Raw genomic sequence first — 16,129 nt, forward strand, 5'->3', positions numbered from 1 at the left:
CTCGAGGTACCCCGCCGTGAAATCCGCCGTCGCCCCGCTGTCCCTTGACCCTGACCCCGTCCTCAACGACATCTGGATCGAGAAAGGCACTCCCGCCTTCATGAAGACCGTGCTGGCCTTGTTCAGTGGCGGCTTCGCCACGTTCGCCTTGCTGTACTGCGTGCAGCCGATGATGCCGCTGTTGTCGCGGGAATTTTCCATCAATGCGGCGCAAAGCAGCCTGGTGCTCTCGGTCTCCACTGCCACGCTGGCCTTCGGCTTGCTGATTACCGGGCCGATCTCGGACCGTATCGGGCGTAAGCCGGTCATGGTCTTCGCCCTGCTGTGCGCGGCACTGGCGACCCTGGCCAGCGCAGTGATGCCAAGCTGGGAGCTGGTGCTCGCCACCCGTGCTCTGGTCGGTCTCGCGCTGAGCGGCCTGGCGGCCGTGGCGATGACCTACCTGAGTGAAGAGATCCACCCACAACACATCGGCCTGGCCATGGGGCTGTACATCGGCGGCAATGCCATTGGCGGGATGAGCGGGCGACTGATCACCGGCGTGCTGATCGACTTCGTCAGCTGGCACACAGCGATGCTGGCCATTGGTGGCTTGGCGTTGGTGGCGGCGCTGGTGTTCTGGAAGGTGCTGCCCGAGTCACGCAACTTCCGGCCCCAGGCGCTGAATCCGCGCAGCCTGGTGGACGGCTTCGCCATGCATTTCAAGGACGCCGGGCTGCCTTGGCTGTTCCTCGAAGCCTTCCTGCTGATGGGCGCGTTCGTCACCTTGTTCAACTACATCGGCTATCGCCTGCTGGACGAGCCTTACCACATGAACCAGGCGCTGGTCGGCCTGCTCTCGGTGGTGTACCTCTCAGGGATCTACAGCTCCGCCCAAGTCGGTGCCCTGGCCGACAGGCTGGGCCGGCGCAAGGTGTTCTGGGCGAGTATCGTGGTGATGGCCGCCGGGCTGCTGATGACCCTGACCAGCCCGCTGGCGATGGTGATCCTGGGCATGCTGGTGTTCACCTTCGGCTTCTTCGGCGCCCATTCGGTGGCCAGCAGCTGGATTGGCCGCCGGGCACTCAAAGCCAAGGGGCAGGCTTCGTCGATGTATCTGTTCAGCTACTACGCAGGCTCAAGCATCGCGGGCACCGCCGGGGGCGTGTTCTGGCATCAGGCCGGTTGGAACGGCATCGGCCTGTTCATCGGCAGTCTGCTGGCCGTGGCGTTGCTGGTGGCCCTGCACTTGAGCCGGTTGCCGTCCAAGACGCCAGCCTGATACCGCTCAGGTTTGCCCTAACGCCAATTCGCTCCTGGCCTGGAGGTGTTGGGCCTCACGATGGGCTGCAAGGCAGCCCATCGCGCACCTGCATCAGCCGATGCAGGCGGCGGTCTCTGACTCAAGCGTGGTATTGCGCCGACAGCTCGTGCACAGCGTTGATGAACGCGCCGGCGTGTTCCGGGTCGACTTCCGGCGTGATGCCGTGGCCCAGGTTGAAGACATGGCCGCTGCCATGGCCATAGCTTGCGAGAATCCGCGCGACTTCCTTGCGGATAGCCTCGGGCTTGGCGTACAGCACAGTCGGGTCCATGTTGCCCTGCAGGGCGACCTTGTCGCCGACCCGACGACGGGCATCGCCGATCTCGCAGGTCCAGTCCAGGCCCAGGGCGTCGGCCCCGGCCTCGGCGATGCTTTCGAGCCACAGGCCGCCGTTCTTGGTGAAGAGGATCACTGGAACCTTGCGCCCTTCGTGCTCGCGGATCAGGCCGCTGACGATATTGCGCATGTAGGCCAGGGAGAACTCCTGGTAGGCCGCCGCCGACAGATTCCCACCCCAGGTGTCGAAGATCTGCACAGCCTGGGCACCGGCCTGGATCTGGCCGTTGAGGTAGCTGGTGACCGACTGGGCAAGCTTGTCCAGCAGCAGGTGCAGGGCCTGCGGATTGTCATAGAGCATGGCCTTGGTCTTGCGGAAGTCCTTGGACGACCCGCCTTCGACCATGTAGGTCGCCAGGGTCCATGGGCTGCCGGAGAAGCCGATCAGCGGCACGCGGCCATTAAGCTCGCGGCGGATGGTGCTGACGGCATCCATCACGTAGCCGAGGTCTTTCTGCGGATCGGGGATCGGCAGCGCTTCGATGTCGGCCGGGGTGCTGATGACCTTCTTGAAGCGCGGGCCTTCGCCGGTCTCGAAGTACAGACCCTGGCCCATGGCGTCGGGGATGGTGAGGATGTCCGAGAAGAGGATCGCCGCGTCCAGCGGGTAGCGGTCCAGCGGCTGCAAGGTGACCTCGCAGGCGAACTGCGGGTTCATGCACAGGCTCATGAAGTCACCGGCCTTGGCGCGGCTGGCGCGGTACTCCGGGAGGTAGCGACCGGCCTGGCGCATCATCCAGACCGGGGTGACGTCTACGGGTTGCTTGAGCAGTGCACGCAGGAAACGATCGTTCTTCAGGGCAGTCATGTCGGCATCCAGCAAAAAAGTGCGGGCATTTTCTCAGACGCCGACACAAAAGGCACGGCCAAGGCCATGCGTTTTGTCTATTGAGTGCCTCAGATCAAGCATTTTTGTATACAAAAATGCCTTTGGCGCTGCTTTACAGCCCCTCGCGGCACAAGGCCGCTCCTACAAGGGGATGACGTACGTCATGTAGGAGCGGCCTTGTGCCGCGAGGGGCCGCAAAACGATCCCGATAAAGGATCAGACTTCCAGGTAGTCCAAGATGCCTTCAGCGGCAGTACGGCCTTCGAAGATCGCAGTCACCACCAAGTCCGAACCGCGCACCATGTCGCCACCGGCGAACACTTTCGGGTTGCTGGTCTGGTGCTTGAACTTGGCCTTCTCCGGCGCCACCACACGGCCCTGGCTGTCGGTCTGGATGTCGAACTGCTCGAACCACGGCGCCGGGCTCGGACGGAAGCCGAACGCGATCACCACGGCATCGGCCGGCAGGATCTCCTCGGAACCCGGGATCGGCTCGGGGCTACGACGGCCACGGGCATCCGGCTCGCCGAGACGGGTCTCGACCACCTTGACGCCTTCGACCTTGTCCTCGCCGACGATGGCGATGGGCTGGCGGTTGTAGAGGAACTTCACGCCCTCTTCCTTGGCGTTCTTCACCTCGCGGCGCGAACCCGGCATGTTGGCTTCGTCGCGGCGATAGGCGCAGGTCACCGACTTGGCGCCCTGGCGGATCGAGGTACGGTTGCAGTCCATCGCGGTGTCGCCACCGCCGAGCACCACCACCTTCTTGCCTTGCATGTCGACGAAGTCTTCCGGCGACTTCTCGAAGCCCAGGTTGCGGTTGACGTTGGCGATCAAGAAGTCCAGCGCATCGTGCACGCCCGGCAGGTCCTCGCCTGGGAAACCACCCTTCATGTAGGTGTAGGTGCCCATGCCCATGAACACTGCATCGTACTCGGCGAGCAGTTGCTCCATGGTGATGTCCTTGCCCACCTCGGTGTTCAGGCGGAACTCGATGCCCATGCCGGTGAAGACTTCGCGGCGGTTGCTCAGCACGGTCTTTTCCAACTTGAACTCAGGGATGCCGAAGGTCAGCAGGCCACCGATTTCTGGGTTGCGATCGAACACCACCGGCGTCACGCCCGCGCGCACCAGCACGTCGGCGCAGCCCAGGCCCGCCGGGCCTGCACCGATGACCGCGACACGTTTGCCGGTCGGCTTGACCTTGGACATGTCCGGGCGCCAGCCCATGGCGAAGGCGGTATCGGTGATGTACTTCTCCACCGAGCCGATGGTCACCGCACCAAAACCATCGTTGAGGGTGCAGGCACCCTCGCACAGGCGGTCCTGCGGGCACACACGGCCGCACACTTCCGGCAGGGTGTTGGTTTGGTGCGACAGTTCTGCCGCCGCCAGAATGTTGCCTTCGGAGACCAGCTTCAGCCAGTTGGGGATGAAGTTGTGCACCGGGCACTTCCACTCGCAATACGGGTTGCCGCAACCCAGGCAGCGGTGTGCCTGTTCGACTGACTGCTGGGGCTTGAAGGGTTCGTAGATTTCGACGAACTCCTTCTTGCGCTGGCGCAGCAGCTTCTTCTTCGGGTCCTTGCGACCCACTTCGATGAACTGGAAGTCGTTGTTCAGACGTTCAGCCATTTTTCAAAACCTCTTAACAGCAGCTGCAAGCTACGAGCTGCAAGCCGCAAGACGATCACTTAAGCCGGGCAAACCTCGAACCGCTTCATGTTGCAACTCGAGGCTCGCCACTTGCAGCTGCTTTTACTGCGGGTTGGCACGGGTGCTGGACAGCAGTTGCTTGAGGTTGGCAGCCTTGGGCTTGACCAACCAGAAGCGACGCACGTAGTCGTCCAGGTTCTCCGAGAGCTCGCGCCCCCATTCGCTGCCGGTCTCTTCCACGTATTCGCCCAGGACCCGCGCCAGGTGGCTGCGATAAGCCTCCATCGCCTCACCACTGATGCGCTGGATTTCCACCAACTCGTGGTTGAGTTTGTCGACGAAAGTGTTGTCCATGTCGAGCACATAGGCGAAGCCGCCAGTCATGCCAGAACCGAAGTTGTAACCGGTCTTGCCCAGGACGCAGACAAAGCCGCCGGTCATGTATTCACAGCAGTGATCGCCGGTACCCTCGACCACAGCGTGGGCGCCGGAGTTACGCACAGCGAAGCGCTCGCCCGCAGTGCCAGCGGCGAACAGCTTGCCGCCGGTGGCGCCATACAGGCAGGTGTTGCCGACGATGGCGCTGTGCTGGGTTTCGAACGGGCTGCCGGCAGGCGGCACGATGGTCAGCTTGCCGCCAGTCATGCCCTTGCCCACGTAGTCGTTGGCGTCACCCTCCAGGTGCAGGTTCAAGCCACCGGCGTTCCACACGCCGAAGCTCTGGCCTGCGGTGCCCTTGAAGCGGAAGGTGATCGGCGCACCGGCCATGCCCTGGTTGCCATGCAGGCGGGCGATCTCACCGGAGATGCGCGCGCCGATGGAGCGATCGCAGTTGCAGATGTCCAGGCTGAATTCACCACCGGAAAGATCGCGGATCGCCGGCAGGGCCATTTCGACCATCTTCTCGGCCAGCTCGCCCTTGTCGAACGGCGGGTTCTTGTCGACTTCGCAGAACTGCGGCTTGTCGGCCGGGATGTGCGAGCTGCCCAGCAGCGGCGACAGGTCCAGGTACTGCTGGCGCTCGGTGTCGCCTGGCAGGATGTCGAGCAGATCGGTACGGCCGATCAGTTCGCCCAGGCTGCGCACGCCCAGTTTGGCCAGCCATTCACGGGTTTCCTCGGCGACGAAGGTGAAGAAGTTCACCACCATGTCGACGGTACCGATGTAATGGTCCTTGCGCAGCTTGTCGTTCTGGGTGGCAACGCCGGTGGCGCAGTTGTTCAGGTGGCAGATACGCAGGTACTTGCAGCCCAGGGCGATCATCGGCGCGGTGCCGAAGCCGAAGCTCTCGGCGCCGAGGATGGCGGCCTTGATCACGTCCAGGCCGGTCTTCAGGCCGCCGTCGGTCTGCACCCGCACCTTGCCACGCAGGTCATTGCCGCGAAGGGTCTGGTGGGTTTCGGCCAGGCCCAGCTCCCACGGTGCGCCCGCGTACTTGATGGAGGTCAGCGGCGAGGCGCCGGTGCCACCGTCGTAGCCGGAGATGGTGATCAGGTCCGCATAGGCCTTGGCCACGCCAGCAGCGATGGTGCCCACGCCAGCTTCGGCCACCAGCTTGACCGATACCAGCGCCTGCGGGTTGACCTGCTTGAGGTCGTAGATCAGCTGGGCCAGGTCTTCGATCGAATAGATGTCATGATGCGGCGGCGGCGAAATCAGGGTCACGCCCGGCACCGCATAGCGCAGGCGCGCGATCAAGCCGTTGACCTTGCCGCCCGGCAACTGGCCGCCCTCACCGGGCTTGGCGCCCTGGGCGACTTTGATCTGCAGCACTTCGGCGTTGACCAGGTATTCCGGGGTGACGCCGAAGCGGCCGGTGGCCACCTGCTTGATCTTCGAACTCTTGATGGTGCCGTAGCGGGCCGGGTCTTCGCCACCCTCGCCGGAGTTGGAGCGCGCGCCCAGGCGGTTCATGGCCTCGGCCAGGGCCTCGTGGGCTTCCGGCGACAAGGCGCCGAGGGAGATGCCCGCAGAGTCGAAGCGCTTGAGGATGTCCTCCAGCGGCTCGATCTGGTCCAGCGCCAATGGCTGGGCGGCCAGTTTGACCTTGAGCAGGTCGCGGATCATCGACACCGGGCGCTGGTCGACCAGCGTGGTGTACTCCTTGAACTTGGCGTAGTCGCCTTTTTGCACCGCCGCCTGCAAGGTGTTGACCACATCCGGGTTGTAGGCGTGGTACTCGCCGCCATGGACGAACTTGAGCAGGCCACCTTGCTGGATCGGCTTACGCGCGCTCCAAGCTTCGGCCGCCAGCAGCTTCTGGTCATGCTCAAGGTCCACGAAGCGCGCGCCCTTGATGCGGCTGGCCACGCCCTTGAAGCTCAGGCCGACCACTTCCTCGGCCAGGCCCACAGCTTCGAACAGCTGGGCACCGCGGTAAGAGGCGATGGTGGAGATACCCATCTTCGACAGGATCTTCAACAGGCCCTTGGAGATGCCTTTGCGGTAGTACTTGAACACTTCGTCCAAGTCGCCCAGCACCTCGCCGGTACGGATCAGGTCGGCCAGCACTTCGTAGGACAGGTATGGGTAGACAGCCGAGGCCCCGAAGCCCAGCAGCACGGCGAAGTGATGCGGGTCGCGGGCAGTGGCGGTTTCCACCAGGATGTTGCTGTCGCAGCGCAGACCCTGTTCGGTCAGGCGGTGGTGTACCGCGCCGACGGCCAGGGAGGCATGCACCGGCAGCTTGCCCGGGGCGATGTAGCGGTCGCTCAGCACCAGCTGGGTCTTGCCGCTGCGCACCGCTTCCTCGGCCTGGTCGGCGATATTGCGGATGGCTGCTTCCAGGCCGACGCTTTCTTCATAGTTGAGGTCGATCAGCTGGCGGTCGAAGCCTTCACGCTCCAGGTTCATCAGCGAACGCCACTTGGCGGGCGAGATGACCGGCGAGCTGAGGATCACCCGCGAAGCGTGCTCGGGGGATTCCTGGAAGATGTTGCGCTCGGCACCCAGGCAGATTTCCAGGGACATGACGATCGCTTCACGCAGCGGGTCAATCGGCGGGTTGGTCACCTGGGCGAACTGCTGGCGGAAGAAGTCGTACGGCGAACGCACGCGCTGGGACAGCACCGCCATCGGCGTGTCGTCACCCATCGAGCCGACCGCTTCCTGGCCCTGCTCACCGAGCGGACGCAGCACCTGGTCACGCTCCTCGAAGGTGACCTGGAACATCTTCATGTATTGCTTGAGCTGGTCAGCGTCGTAGCTGGCCACGCCTTGGTCGTCGGTCAGTGTCGCCTGGATGCGCAGGGCGTGCTGACGCAGCCAGCGCTTGTAGGGGTGGCGCGACTTGAGACGGTTGTCGATGGCGTCGGTGTCGAGGATCTGGCCGGTCTCGGTGTCCACGGCGAAGATCTGGCCTGGGCCTACGCGCCCCTTGGCCAGCACGTCCTCGGGCTTGTAGTCCCAGACGCCGATTTCCGATGCCAGGGTGATGTAGCCGTTCTTGGTGGTCACCCAGCGCGCCGGACGCAGGCCGTTACGGTCGAGCAGGCAGACCGCGTGGCGACCTTCGGTCATGACGATACCGGCCGGGCCGTCCCACGGCTCCATGTGCATGGAGTTGTACTCGTAGAACGCGCGCAGGTCGGCATCCATGGTCTCGACGTTCTGCCAGGCTGGCGGCACCAGCATGCGCACACCGCGGAAGAGGTCGATGCCGCCGGTGACCATCAGCTCGAGCATGTTGTCCATGCTTGAGGAGTCGGAGCCCACACGGTTGACCAGCGGGCCGAGCTCTTCGAGGTCGGGGATCAGGTCGTTGGCGAACTTGGTGCGACGGGCGATGGCCCAGTTGCGGTTGCCGGTGATGGTGTTGATCTCGCCATTGTGGGCGAGGAAGCGGAAGGGCTGCGCCAGCGGCCACTTCGGCAGGGTATTGGTGGAGAAGCGCTGGTGGAACACGCAGATCGCGGTTTTCAGGCGCTCATCACCCAGGTCTGGATAGAAGGCGGAAAGATCCGCCGGCATCATCAGGCCTTTGTAGATGATGGTCTTGTGCGAGAAGCTGCAGATGTAGTGGTCGGCGTCGTGGGCGTTGGCCACGGACGAACGGCGACGGGCACTGAACAGCTTGATCGCGAATTCCTGGTCGCTCAGGCCTTCACCACCGATGAACACCTGCTCGATCTGCGGCAGGCGCTCCAGGGCCAGGCGGCCAAGGACGCTGGTGTCGATCGGGACCTTGCGCCAGCCGACCAGCTTCAGGCCGGCATTGACGATCTCGCGATCCATGTTGGCGCGGGCCGCTTCGGCCTTCACCGGGTCCTGATTGAAGAACACCATGCCGACGGCATACTGCTTGGGCAGCTCGACGCCGAAGTGCTCCTGGGCCACGGCACGCAGGAATTGATCGGGCTTCTGCATGAGCAGACCGCAACCGTCGCCGGTTTTGCCGTCGGCGTTGATCCCGCCGCGGTGGGTCATGCAGGTCAAAGCCTGCATGGCGGTTTGCAGAAGATGGTGGCTCGCCTCGCCCGTCATATGGGCGATCAGGCCGAAACCACAGTTGTCCTTGAATTCTTCGGGATGGTACAGACCTGTTTTCATAGACACTTTCTCACCAGGTTCGCCTCTCAACGAAGGCAAATCTCTTTTTAGTACAACCACTTACCATCCACGCCGATCGAATGCCAGCTTTTTGCGGTGGGCAATGGGAAACCATTGTTGCACAGGGACAGCAATGCCCACAAATTTTCATGACGCATCATTGAAAATCTATGTCGCATTTTTGAATGTTTTTGCGCCATTCACCGTGGTAACGGCTTGGCTCGAGTCTGAAGCGTTTCAGCCATGACTGCAAGGGAGGGCTTGTGGCCGGCAGTCCGGGACAGAAAAGCCTGCCGCGCTCAGGCGCAGCAGGCTCATCGAAACTCAGGCAACTGGGCAGCGGGGTGATGCCGCCCGGAAGGTATCAGCGGGCCGTGGCCAGCTCTTGTTGGACGCTGCCGACGGTACGTGGCCAAGGTTTACCAGCCTGGACCTTGGCTGGCAAGTTCTTGATTGCCGCAACCGCTGCATCGCGGCTGGCGAAGTTACCGTAGGTCACCACGTACAGGGGTTTGCCCTGAAGGGTCTTCTTGAAGTAGCGATAGTCGCCACCCTGGGCCTTGACGAAGGACTGGGCCGAGGCCTCGGAGCTGGTGCCGAAGATCTGCACCACGTAATTGCCCGCCTTCTGGCCGCTGTACCAACCGCTGTTGCCCGCGCCGCCGGTGGCAGGCTTGGCAGCGGCGACCTGGGTTGGCGCCGAAGCGGGCTTGGCAGGCGCAACCGGCTTGGTCGACTGGGTTGCGACAGGCTTAGGCGCCGGCGCTACTGGCTGAGCGGGTGCGGTGGCGACGCGCTGAGCCGGTGCGGTATTGATGGGCTGAGCCGGCGTTGGTGCCGGACCAGCAGTGGCACCTTGCGGCGGCGCGATGGTGGTCACGGTCGGCGGGTTGGCTGGCTGCAGCGCGGTGTTGCCCGCCGGGCCGCCTTCTTCGCCGTCACCCATACCGGCTGCCTGGGCCAGTGGCTCGCGCATCACCGGCTGCGACTGGCCAACCAGCGGCAGCGGCATGGGCTGCGAAGAACCGGAGAACTCAATGGCCGGGCCACCATTGTTGGACTGGGCATTGGCTGGCTGGCCTTCACCCAATGGCAGCTGCGCCTGGGCGGCAGGCGCTTCGGCAGGCTTGTCACCGCCCTTCTTGGGCATCAGGACCGCCGCGGCAACCGCGACCACGACGACAGCGGACAGCGCGAGCACATGTTTCTTAGGCATATTGAACCCCATGGATGGTCGCTTCACCGTACTGCGGCTGGCGATCATGGCTTCGATCAAGGTATCGCGGGCGACCTGGTTGATGTTCCCAGGCCAGCCGTCGGAGTTTTCATGGATGTCGACGATCTGTTCACGGGTGAACACCTCGATGCCCCGGCCGGCGCCATCCAGGCGCTGCTCCAGGTACTCGCGGGTCTCTTCCTCGCTGTAAGGCGCAAGCTCGATGACATGGAATCGCTCCCCGTCGGCATCGAGTCCTTCCAGTGCGGCGATCAGTGACGGCTCGCCGAACAGGAACACATGTGGACGCCCCTCAGGCACACCTGCCGCCAGCTCCAGCAACGCTTGGAGTGCCGACTCGTCGAGTTGTTCCGCATCATCGACCAGCAAATAGACTTCCTGCCCGGTCAGCGCCAGCTGCACGACCTGGGCGAGGATGGTCTGCACTTCGGCATTGGCCACATTCAGCGACTGAGCCACTTGGGCCAGCACGCTGGCGGCATCGCCCGCACCGCGGGCGGAGACCACCACGCTTTGCACCGACTGCTTGTTGGTGCTGGCCACCAAGGCCTGACGCAGCAGGGTTTTGCCGCTGCCCACAGGCCCCGTGACCACCAGCATCAGCTGGCTGTAACGCGCCAGATGATGCAGTTGGCCCAGCACCGGCTTGCGCTGGGCGGGAAAGAATTTGAAACCGGGCACGCGTGGCGCGAACGGATCGTGGCTCAACTGGTAGTGGTCGAGAAACGCCTCATCGGCATGCAAACTGGTCATTGCGCTGTCACAACCTCAAAGCTGGGCCACGATGGCGCGGTAATCCGCTGTCAACGTGGCCTGAAGAATCTCTTTCGGATAGTCGTCGGTTACCACGGCCTCGCCCATCTGGCGCAGCAGCACCAGGCGCAAGCGACCGTCGAGGACCTTCTTGTCGACCGCCATGTGTTCCATGAAGTGCTCAGGGGTCATCTCCTGGGGAGGCACCACCGGCAAGCCGGCCGCCTGCAGCAGACGGATACCGCGATCTCGCGCAGACTGGTCGATCCAGCCCAGGCGCATGGACATTTCCAGAGCCATCACGGTCCCGGCTGCCACGGCCTCGCCATGCAGCCAGACGCCATAGCCCATGTGGGTCTCAATGGCATGGCCGAAGGTATGACCGAGGTTCAGGGTGGCCCGCACGCCGGATTCGCGCTCATCGGCTCCGACCACCGCGGCCTTGGCCGCGCAGGAGCGGCGGATGGCTTCGGTGAGCGCGACGGGCTCCAGCTCGCGCAGGGCATGGATGTGGGCTTCGAGCCAGGTCAGGAACGGCTCGTCGCAGATCAGGCCGTACTTGATGACCTCGGCCAGGCCCGCCGACAGCTCGCGTGCAGGCAGGGTCTTGAGGCTGGCAGTGTCGATCAGCACGGCGTTGGGCTGATAGAACGCACCGACCATGTTCTTGCCCAAGGGGTGATTGATGCCGGTCTTACCGCCCACCGAGGAGTCGACCTGGGACAGCAAGGTGGTTGGCACCTGAATGAAGTCGACGCCGCGCTGGTAGCAGGCTGCGGCGAAACCGGCCATGTCGCCGATGACGCCACCGCCCAACGCCACCACGGTGGTCCGACGGTCGTGCCGGGCGGTGAGCAGGGCATCGAAGATCAGCTGCAGGGTTTCCCAGTTCTTGTGGGCCTCGCCATCGGGCAACACCACAGGCAGTACCGAGTAGGCACCGAGAGTGCGGCTAAGACGTTCGAGATACAGAGGGGCGACGGTTTCGTTCGAGACGATGGCGACCTGCCGTCCGGCAATGTGCGGCGCCAGCAGTTCCGGCTGGTCCAGCAGGCCTTCGCCAATGTAGATCGGGTAGCTGCGTTCGCCCAGGTCGACCTTTAATGTCTGCATGTATCCCCACAATGTGCTAGGGCGCGGCATCGTCCAGGCGACCCCGCGCGGTAACGTTCAACCCGCCTCGGCGTTGGTCGCCGAGAATAGTCCCGGCTTACCGGGGCGGCAACTTCTGCAAGCGCTCGAGGATGTCGAGCACCACCATGCGCGGCGGCCGTTCGTCGGTTTCCACCACCAGGTCAGCGATCTCACGGTAGAGCGGGTCGCGAGCTTCCAGCAGGGCGCGCAGGGTCGCTTCCGGATTGGCGGTACGCAGCAGTGGACGGTTGCGATCGCGCGCGGTGCGCCCGACCTGCTGCTCCACCGAGGCGTGCAGGTAGATCACTCGCCCGCCCTCGCGCAGCGCCCTGCGATTGGCTTCGCGCATCACTGCACCGCCGCCGGTCGCCAGGACCACGCCATCGAGGACGCTGAGCTCGGCGATCATGGCTTGCTCACGGTCACGAAAGCCCGGCTCGCCTTCTTTATCGAAGATCCACGGGATATTGGCGCCGGTTCGCAGCTCGATTTCCTTGTCGGAATCCTTGAACAGCAGGCGCAGCTCTTTGGCCAATAGGCGTCCGATGGTGCTTTTACCAGCGCCCATGGGTCCCACAAGTATCAAATTTCGCACAGAATCAACGACTCACAGCAATCGCCTGGTCACTCATGATACGCGGAGTCAGGAAGACCAGCAGCTCGGATTTTTTCTCTTGTAATACATCGCGTCGAAACAGCCTGCCAACATACGGCAGATCGCCTAAAAATGGCACCTTGTCGACCACATTGTTTTGCGTGGTCGAGTAGACGCCACCGATGACGATCGTCTCACCGTCCGCCACCCGCACCTTGGCGTTGACCTCGTTCTTGCGGATGGGCGGGACGTTGTTCAGTGCATTGACGTAATCAGGCTCGTCCTTGGTCACCCTGACAGCCATCACGACCTTGCCATCGGGCGTGATCTGCGGCGTCACCTCGAGCGACAGCGACGCTTCGCGAAACGAGATGGAGGTCGCGCCACTCTTGCTGGTTTCCTGGTAGGGCACTTCGGTCCCCTTGATGATCCGCGCGGTCTCCTTGTCAGCCGTGACCACCTTGGGCTGGGAGATGATCTCGCCATTGCCGCTTTTTTCCATGGCACTGAGCTCCAGGTCCAGCAGTGTCCCGCCACGCAGCACACCGAGCCCGATGCCGGACGTCGCCCGCTCCACACCCAGATCGACGAACAAGTCCTCACCCAGACGGGCGGTGTCGCCCTGTAGCGGCGAACCCCAGCGCACGCCGAGGCTTTTTTCGTAATCGACGTTGGCCTCGACGATCCGCGCCTCGATCAGCACCTGGCGTACCGGCACGTCCAACTGCCCCACCAACCGCCGCAATTCGGCAAGGCGATCAGCCGGCTGGTACGCCACCAGGGTGTTGGTACGCGGATCGACACTCAGGCTACCGCGCCCGGTGAGAATGCCCTCGTCGGCGAGGGCGGCCAACAGCAATTCGGCCAAGTCCGCCGCCTTGGCGTGATGGATCGGCAGCAGCTCACGCCGCATGGGCTGCAATTGCGCATCCAGCGCCTGCCCAGACCGCGCTTCACGAAACTGCTCCGCCAGCTCCGCTACCGGCGCGACCACAAGCACGTTGCCCTCCTCGCGCCGGGCCAGCCCTTTGCTGCGCAACACCAGGTCCAAGGCCTGATCCCAGGGCACGTCCTCCAAGCGCAAGGTAAGGCTGCCTTGCACTGTGTCGCTCGCCACCAGGTTGATACCGGCATGATCGGCCAGCACCTGCAGCGCTGCGCGTACTTCGATGTCCTGGAAGTTCAGGGACAGCGGCTCGCCCCGATAGGGCATCGCTGTCGCGGCCTGGCTCGACAGCATCGCCGCCACCAGGCCGACCTTCAGATTGTTCAGCGTCATCCATGACCTCGTTATTCACCCGCTTTCTCATGGCCAGATAGGCCGACCGCTCGTGCCACACACCCGCGACGAACACCCGCTCACGCACCTCGAGCTGGTACCGGTCGATCCGTACCACGACGCCTTCATTACGCCCCAGGCGATCCCCTGGGCTTACCCGATACAAGTGCCCTGCCAACCACAGCAAAGCCTGATGATGCCCCGCCTGCGAGAGACTACCGACCATCTCCAACTGCCCAAGGGGAACGCCGGCCAATCCCGTGATCGCCGCGTTCGTCGACCAAGCGGCGAACAGATCCACGCGCGGTGCGCGTACCGCAGAACGCGCCGGATCATGGGCAAGCGAAGCCGGTGGTGGCAGATCCTCTCCTGGGTGATACGAGGCGACCTGGACCTGCAGGCGCAACAGACCTGGCCGTTCAGGCAACCCCACAAGCCGCAGGCTCGTCGCCCGCAGGAGGCGAACCTGGTCGAACCACTCCTCCAGCCACAACCGCAGAGCGCCATAGCGCCCCAGGACCTGAACACGTAGCGGCACCACCTGATAGCCGGTCTCGACACGCGTGGCCTCCACATCGAACTGCTCGAACACCAACCCGTGCGCATGCCCTGAGCGGGTCAACTCGTCGAGCAGATCACTCATGTTCACACCCGCAGCCAGGCGCCAACGTGCATCACGCAATTGCTGCATGGCATCCTCCAGCGCATGCCTGGCGGGCTCGTGCTGGTACAGCGCCTGCGCGTGCTCCGACAGCGCCAGACTCATGGAATGCACCTGGGCCTCGCCCGCCCGATAGTCTCGAAATCGACCATCGAGCAGCCCGAACCAGCCGACGAGCAGCACCAACGCGATCACCCCGAGCAGGGTCAGCGCGATAAAGCCCCGCGAGCGAACGCCCCATTCCCGCCAGTCGATCACCTCGGGCCACATCATGACCATGTGACCGACACGTGTGCCACCAACAGGAACTCCTCCCCCGTCGGCAGATTGCGAAGCCGTTTGAGCTCCAGCCCCTGCAGTACGGCAGAGCGCTCGAGTTCGCGCATGAGCTGCGCCAGGACGGCGGGGGACGCGGCAAGCCCGAGCACTTCCAAGCGATTGTCCTGTAGGCTCAGCTCGCTCAGGTTCAATCCCTCAGGCATGGCCCGCTCGAACTCGGCGAACACTTCCAGAGGCAGCCCCTGATCGGCCCTCAAGCGGGCCAGGGCCGACGTTTGCGCCTGTATCGCCTCACGCTGCCCGCGCAGCTCCTCGATACGCGCCAGCTCCGCCTGCCGTGCTTGCAATGCGGCCTGGCTTTGCGCGATGGCGAACGCCTGGTTCTGCAGACGCTGACGGGCCAGATGATCCAACAGCATCACGCCACAGAAGCCGAGCAGGACACTGGCGAGCAACCCCAGCTTGAAGCGTCGAACAGCCGCTAGGCGCTCCCGTTCACGCCAGGGAAGCAGGTTCAGCTGCAGCATCACCGGAGCCCTCCCAGTGCCAACCCATACGCCAGCTCCATGCTCGACAGCACGTCACCCCGGGCCTGGCCGGCCACCTCCAGCCCGGCGAAAGGCCAGAGTGACTCACAGGGCATCGTCAACTGCTGCGCCAACCCGTCCATCCAGTCATCATCCGCCCCATCACTCAACGCGACCCGCACGCACTCGATCGATGCCCCAGGCAACGCGCTGCGCAGCCAATGACCGATGCGCTCGAGGCGCTGTGCCTGATCCTGCTCTGGCATGAAGCGCAGCTCCAGGCGCTGGGGCATAAAAGGCTCCGGCCAGATATGTACAGTGGCGCAGGCGGCCTCGATCCGCAGCACCGCCACTGCGCCAAGTCGACCGGGCGCAAGGGTACGGGCCAAGGCCAGGCTGTCGACTTCGACCGTCATGACCTGCAGGCCGGCGCGGTCGAACACCTGTTCCAGCGGCTCCAACAGGCGCTGACGACAAGCGCCGACCAGCACGCTCACCTCATCGGCCTGGCCCGGTACTGCCTCTAGTAACTGGAAATCCAGCGCAAGGTCCTGCAATGGAAACGGAAACAGGTGCTCAGCTTCGGCCAGCAACTGCGCTTCCATCTCGCTGTCGGACAACCGCGCCGGCAGCCGATGCACTTTGCAGATCACCTCAGAGCCCGGGAGCGCCACGGCTGCCTGGCGCTGGCGACAGCCGCTACGCTGCCAGGCCCGCTGCAAGGCCTTGGCCACCCCGGCAGGATGTGCCGACCAATGGCCCGTTGGCGCCTCGAAAGGCTCCACAGCCCAGGCCGAGACCGCGTGACGCCCCTGGCGCCGCTGCAATTGAAGGATTCGAACGGAACCGGAGGCGATTTCCACCCCCAGCAATGAACCGGCATCCCTGCCGAAACGTCCAAGCATGGTTCTTCCCTGAAAGATCGTCGCGGTGCCGCCCTACAGGAGCCGACCGTCCAGGCCGGCCGGTCGCCCCGGCAAAGCGAAAAATGC

10 protein-coding genes and 1 pseudogene are annotated in these 16,129 nt (G+C 63.9%); 1 reads left to right on the forward strand and 10 read right to left on the reverse strand.

Annotated features, from left to right (window positions below):
• Positions 1-16 precede the first annotated feature (16 nt).
• Positions 17-1,261, forward strand: a complete 1,245-nt coding sequence (locus IEC33019_RS22315) for an MFS transporter (RefSeq protein ID WP_070091946.1) — start codon at positions 17-19, stop codon at positions 1,259-1,261.
• A gap of 121 nt (positions 1,262-1,382) precedes the next feature.
• On the opposite strand, the gene hemE is transcribed toward IEC33019_RS22315, so the two are convergent.
• The 10 genes and pseudogenes from hemE to pilM all read right to left on the reverse strand — a co-directional run bounded on the left by hemE (position 1,383) and on the right by pilM (position 16,042).
• Positions 1,383-2,447 carry a uroporphyrinogen decarboxylase gene (gene hemE, locus IEC33019_RS22320; protein ID WP_070091947.1) on the reverse strand — a complete coding sequence of 355 codons (1,065 nt, stop codon included), beginning with the start codon at positions 2,445-2,447 and terminating at the stop codon, positions 1,383-1,385.
• Positions 2,448-2,684: 237 nt separating this feature from the next.
• Positions 2,685-4,103: an FAD-dependent oxidoreductase gene (locus tag IEC33019_RS22325; protein ID WP_070091948.1), complete on the reverse strand. Its 1,419-nt coding sequence runs from the start codon at positions 4,101-4,103 to the stop codon at positions 2,685-2,687.
• Between the two features lie 123 nt (positions 4,104-4,226).
• On the reverse strand, positions 4,227-8,672 hold the full coding sequence (gltB, locus tag IEC33019_RS22330; RefSeq protein WP_070091949.1) for a glutamate synthase large subunit: 4,446 nt from the start codon (positions 8,670-8,672) through the stop codon (positions 4,227-4,229).
• A 364-nt stretch (positions 8,673-9,036) separates the two neighbouring features.
• Positions 9,037-10,662, reverse strand: a complete 1,626-nt coding sequence (locus IEC33019_RS22335; RefSeq protein WP_070091950.1) for an SPOR domain-containing protein — start codon at positions 10,660-10,662, stop codon at positions 9,037-9,039.
• A 15-nt stretch (positions 10,663-10,677) separates the two neighbouring features.
• Positions 10,678-11,775 carry a 3-dehydroquinate synthase gene (gene aroB / locus IEC33019_RS22340; RefSeq protein WP_070091951.1) on the reverse strand — a complete coding sequence of 366 codons (1,098 nt, stop codon included), beginning with the start codon at positions 11,773-11,775 and terminating at the stop codon, positions 10,678-10,680.
• Positions 11,776-11,872: 97 nt separating this feature from the next.
• Complete coding sequence (aroK, locus tag IEC33019_RS22345; RefSeq protein WP_070091952.1) at positions 11,873-12,391, reverse strand: shikimate kinase AroK; 519 nt, start codon at positions 12,389-12,391, stop codon at positions 11,873-11,875.
• 4 nt (positions 12,392-12,395) lie between these two features.
• Complete coding sequence (locus IEC33019_RS27905) at positions 12,396-13,670, reverse strand: type IV pilus secretin PilQ (RefSeq protein ID WP_070091953.1); 1,275 nt, start codon at positions 13,668-13,670, stop codon at positions 12,396-12,398.
• A 40-nt stretch (positions 13,671-13,710) separates the two neighbouring features.
• Positions 13,711-14,610 (reverse strand): annotated as a pseudogene (locus IEC33019_RS27910) (pilus assembly protein PilP); the annotation flags it as partial.
• Positions 14,601-15,137 (reverse strand): PilN domain-containing protein, encoded by a 537-nt coding sequence (locus tag IEC33019_RS22360; RefSeq protein WP_070092028.1) that lies wholly within the window; start codon positions 15,135-15,137, stop codon positions 14,601-14,603. The gene IEC33019_RS22360 and the pseudogene IEC33019_RS27910, both read right to left, overlap by 10 nt.
• Positions 15,137-16,042: a type IV pilus biogenesis protein PilM gene (gene pilM, locus IEC33019_RS22365; protein ID WP_070091955.1), complete on the reverse strand. Its 906-nt coding sequence runs from the start codon at positions 16,040-16,042 to the stop codon at positions 15,137-15,139. Before pilM ends, IEC33019_RS22360 begins: the two co-directional genes overlap by 1 nt.
• Positions 16,043-16,129: the final 87 nt, after the last annotated feature.

Origin of the sequence: Pseudomonas putida (genome assembly GCF_002741075.1) — a bacterium.
In the GTDB taxonomy this organism is placed as follows: Bacteria; Pseudomonadota; Gammaproteobacteria; order Pseudomonadales; family Pseudomonadaceae; genus Aquipseudomonas; species Aquipseudomonas putida_T.

Coding starts and splice junctions, on each gene's coding strand:
- hemE (WP_070091947.1), bottom strand. CDS start 2,447: ATGACTGCCCTGAAGAACGATCGTTTCCTGCGTGCACTGCTCAAGCAA.
- IEC33019_RS22325 (WP_070091948.1), bottom strand. CDS start 4,103: ATGGCTGAACGTCTGAACAACGACTTCCAGTTCATCGAAGTGGGTCGC.
- gltB (WP_070091949.1), bottom strand. CDS start 8,672: ATGAAAACAGGTCTGTACCATCCCGAAGAATTCAAGGACAACTGTGGT.
- IEC33019_RS22335 (WP_070091950.1), bottom strand. CDS start 10,662: ATGACCAGTTTGCATGCCGATGAGGCGTTTCTCGACCACTACCAGTTG.
- aroB (WP_070091951.1), bottom strand. CDS start 11,775: ATGCAGACATTAAAGGTCGACCTGGGCGAACGCAGCTACCCGATCTAC.
- IEC33019_RS27905 (WP_070091953.1), bottom strand. CDS start 13,670: ATGACGCTGAACAATCTGAAGGTCGGCCTGGTGGCGGCGATGCTGTCG.
- IEC33019_RS22360 (WP_070092028.1), bottom strand. CDS start 15,137: ATGCTGCAGCTGAACCTGCTTCCCTGGCGTGAACGGGAGCGCCTAGCG.
- pilM (WP_070091955.1), bottom strand. CDS start 16,042: ATGCTTGGACGTTTCGGCAGGGATGCCGGTTCATTGCTGGGGGTGGAA.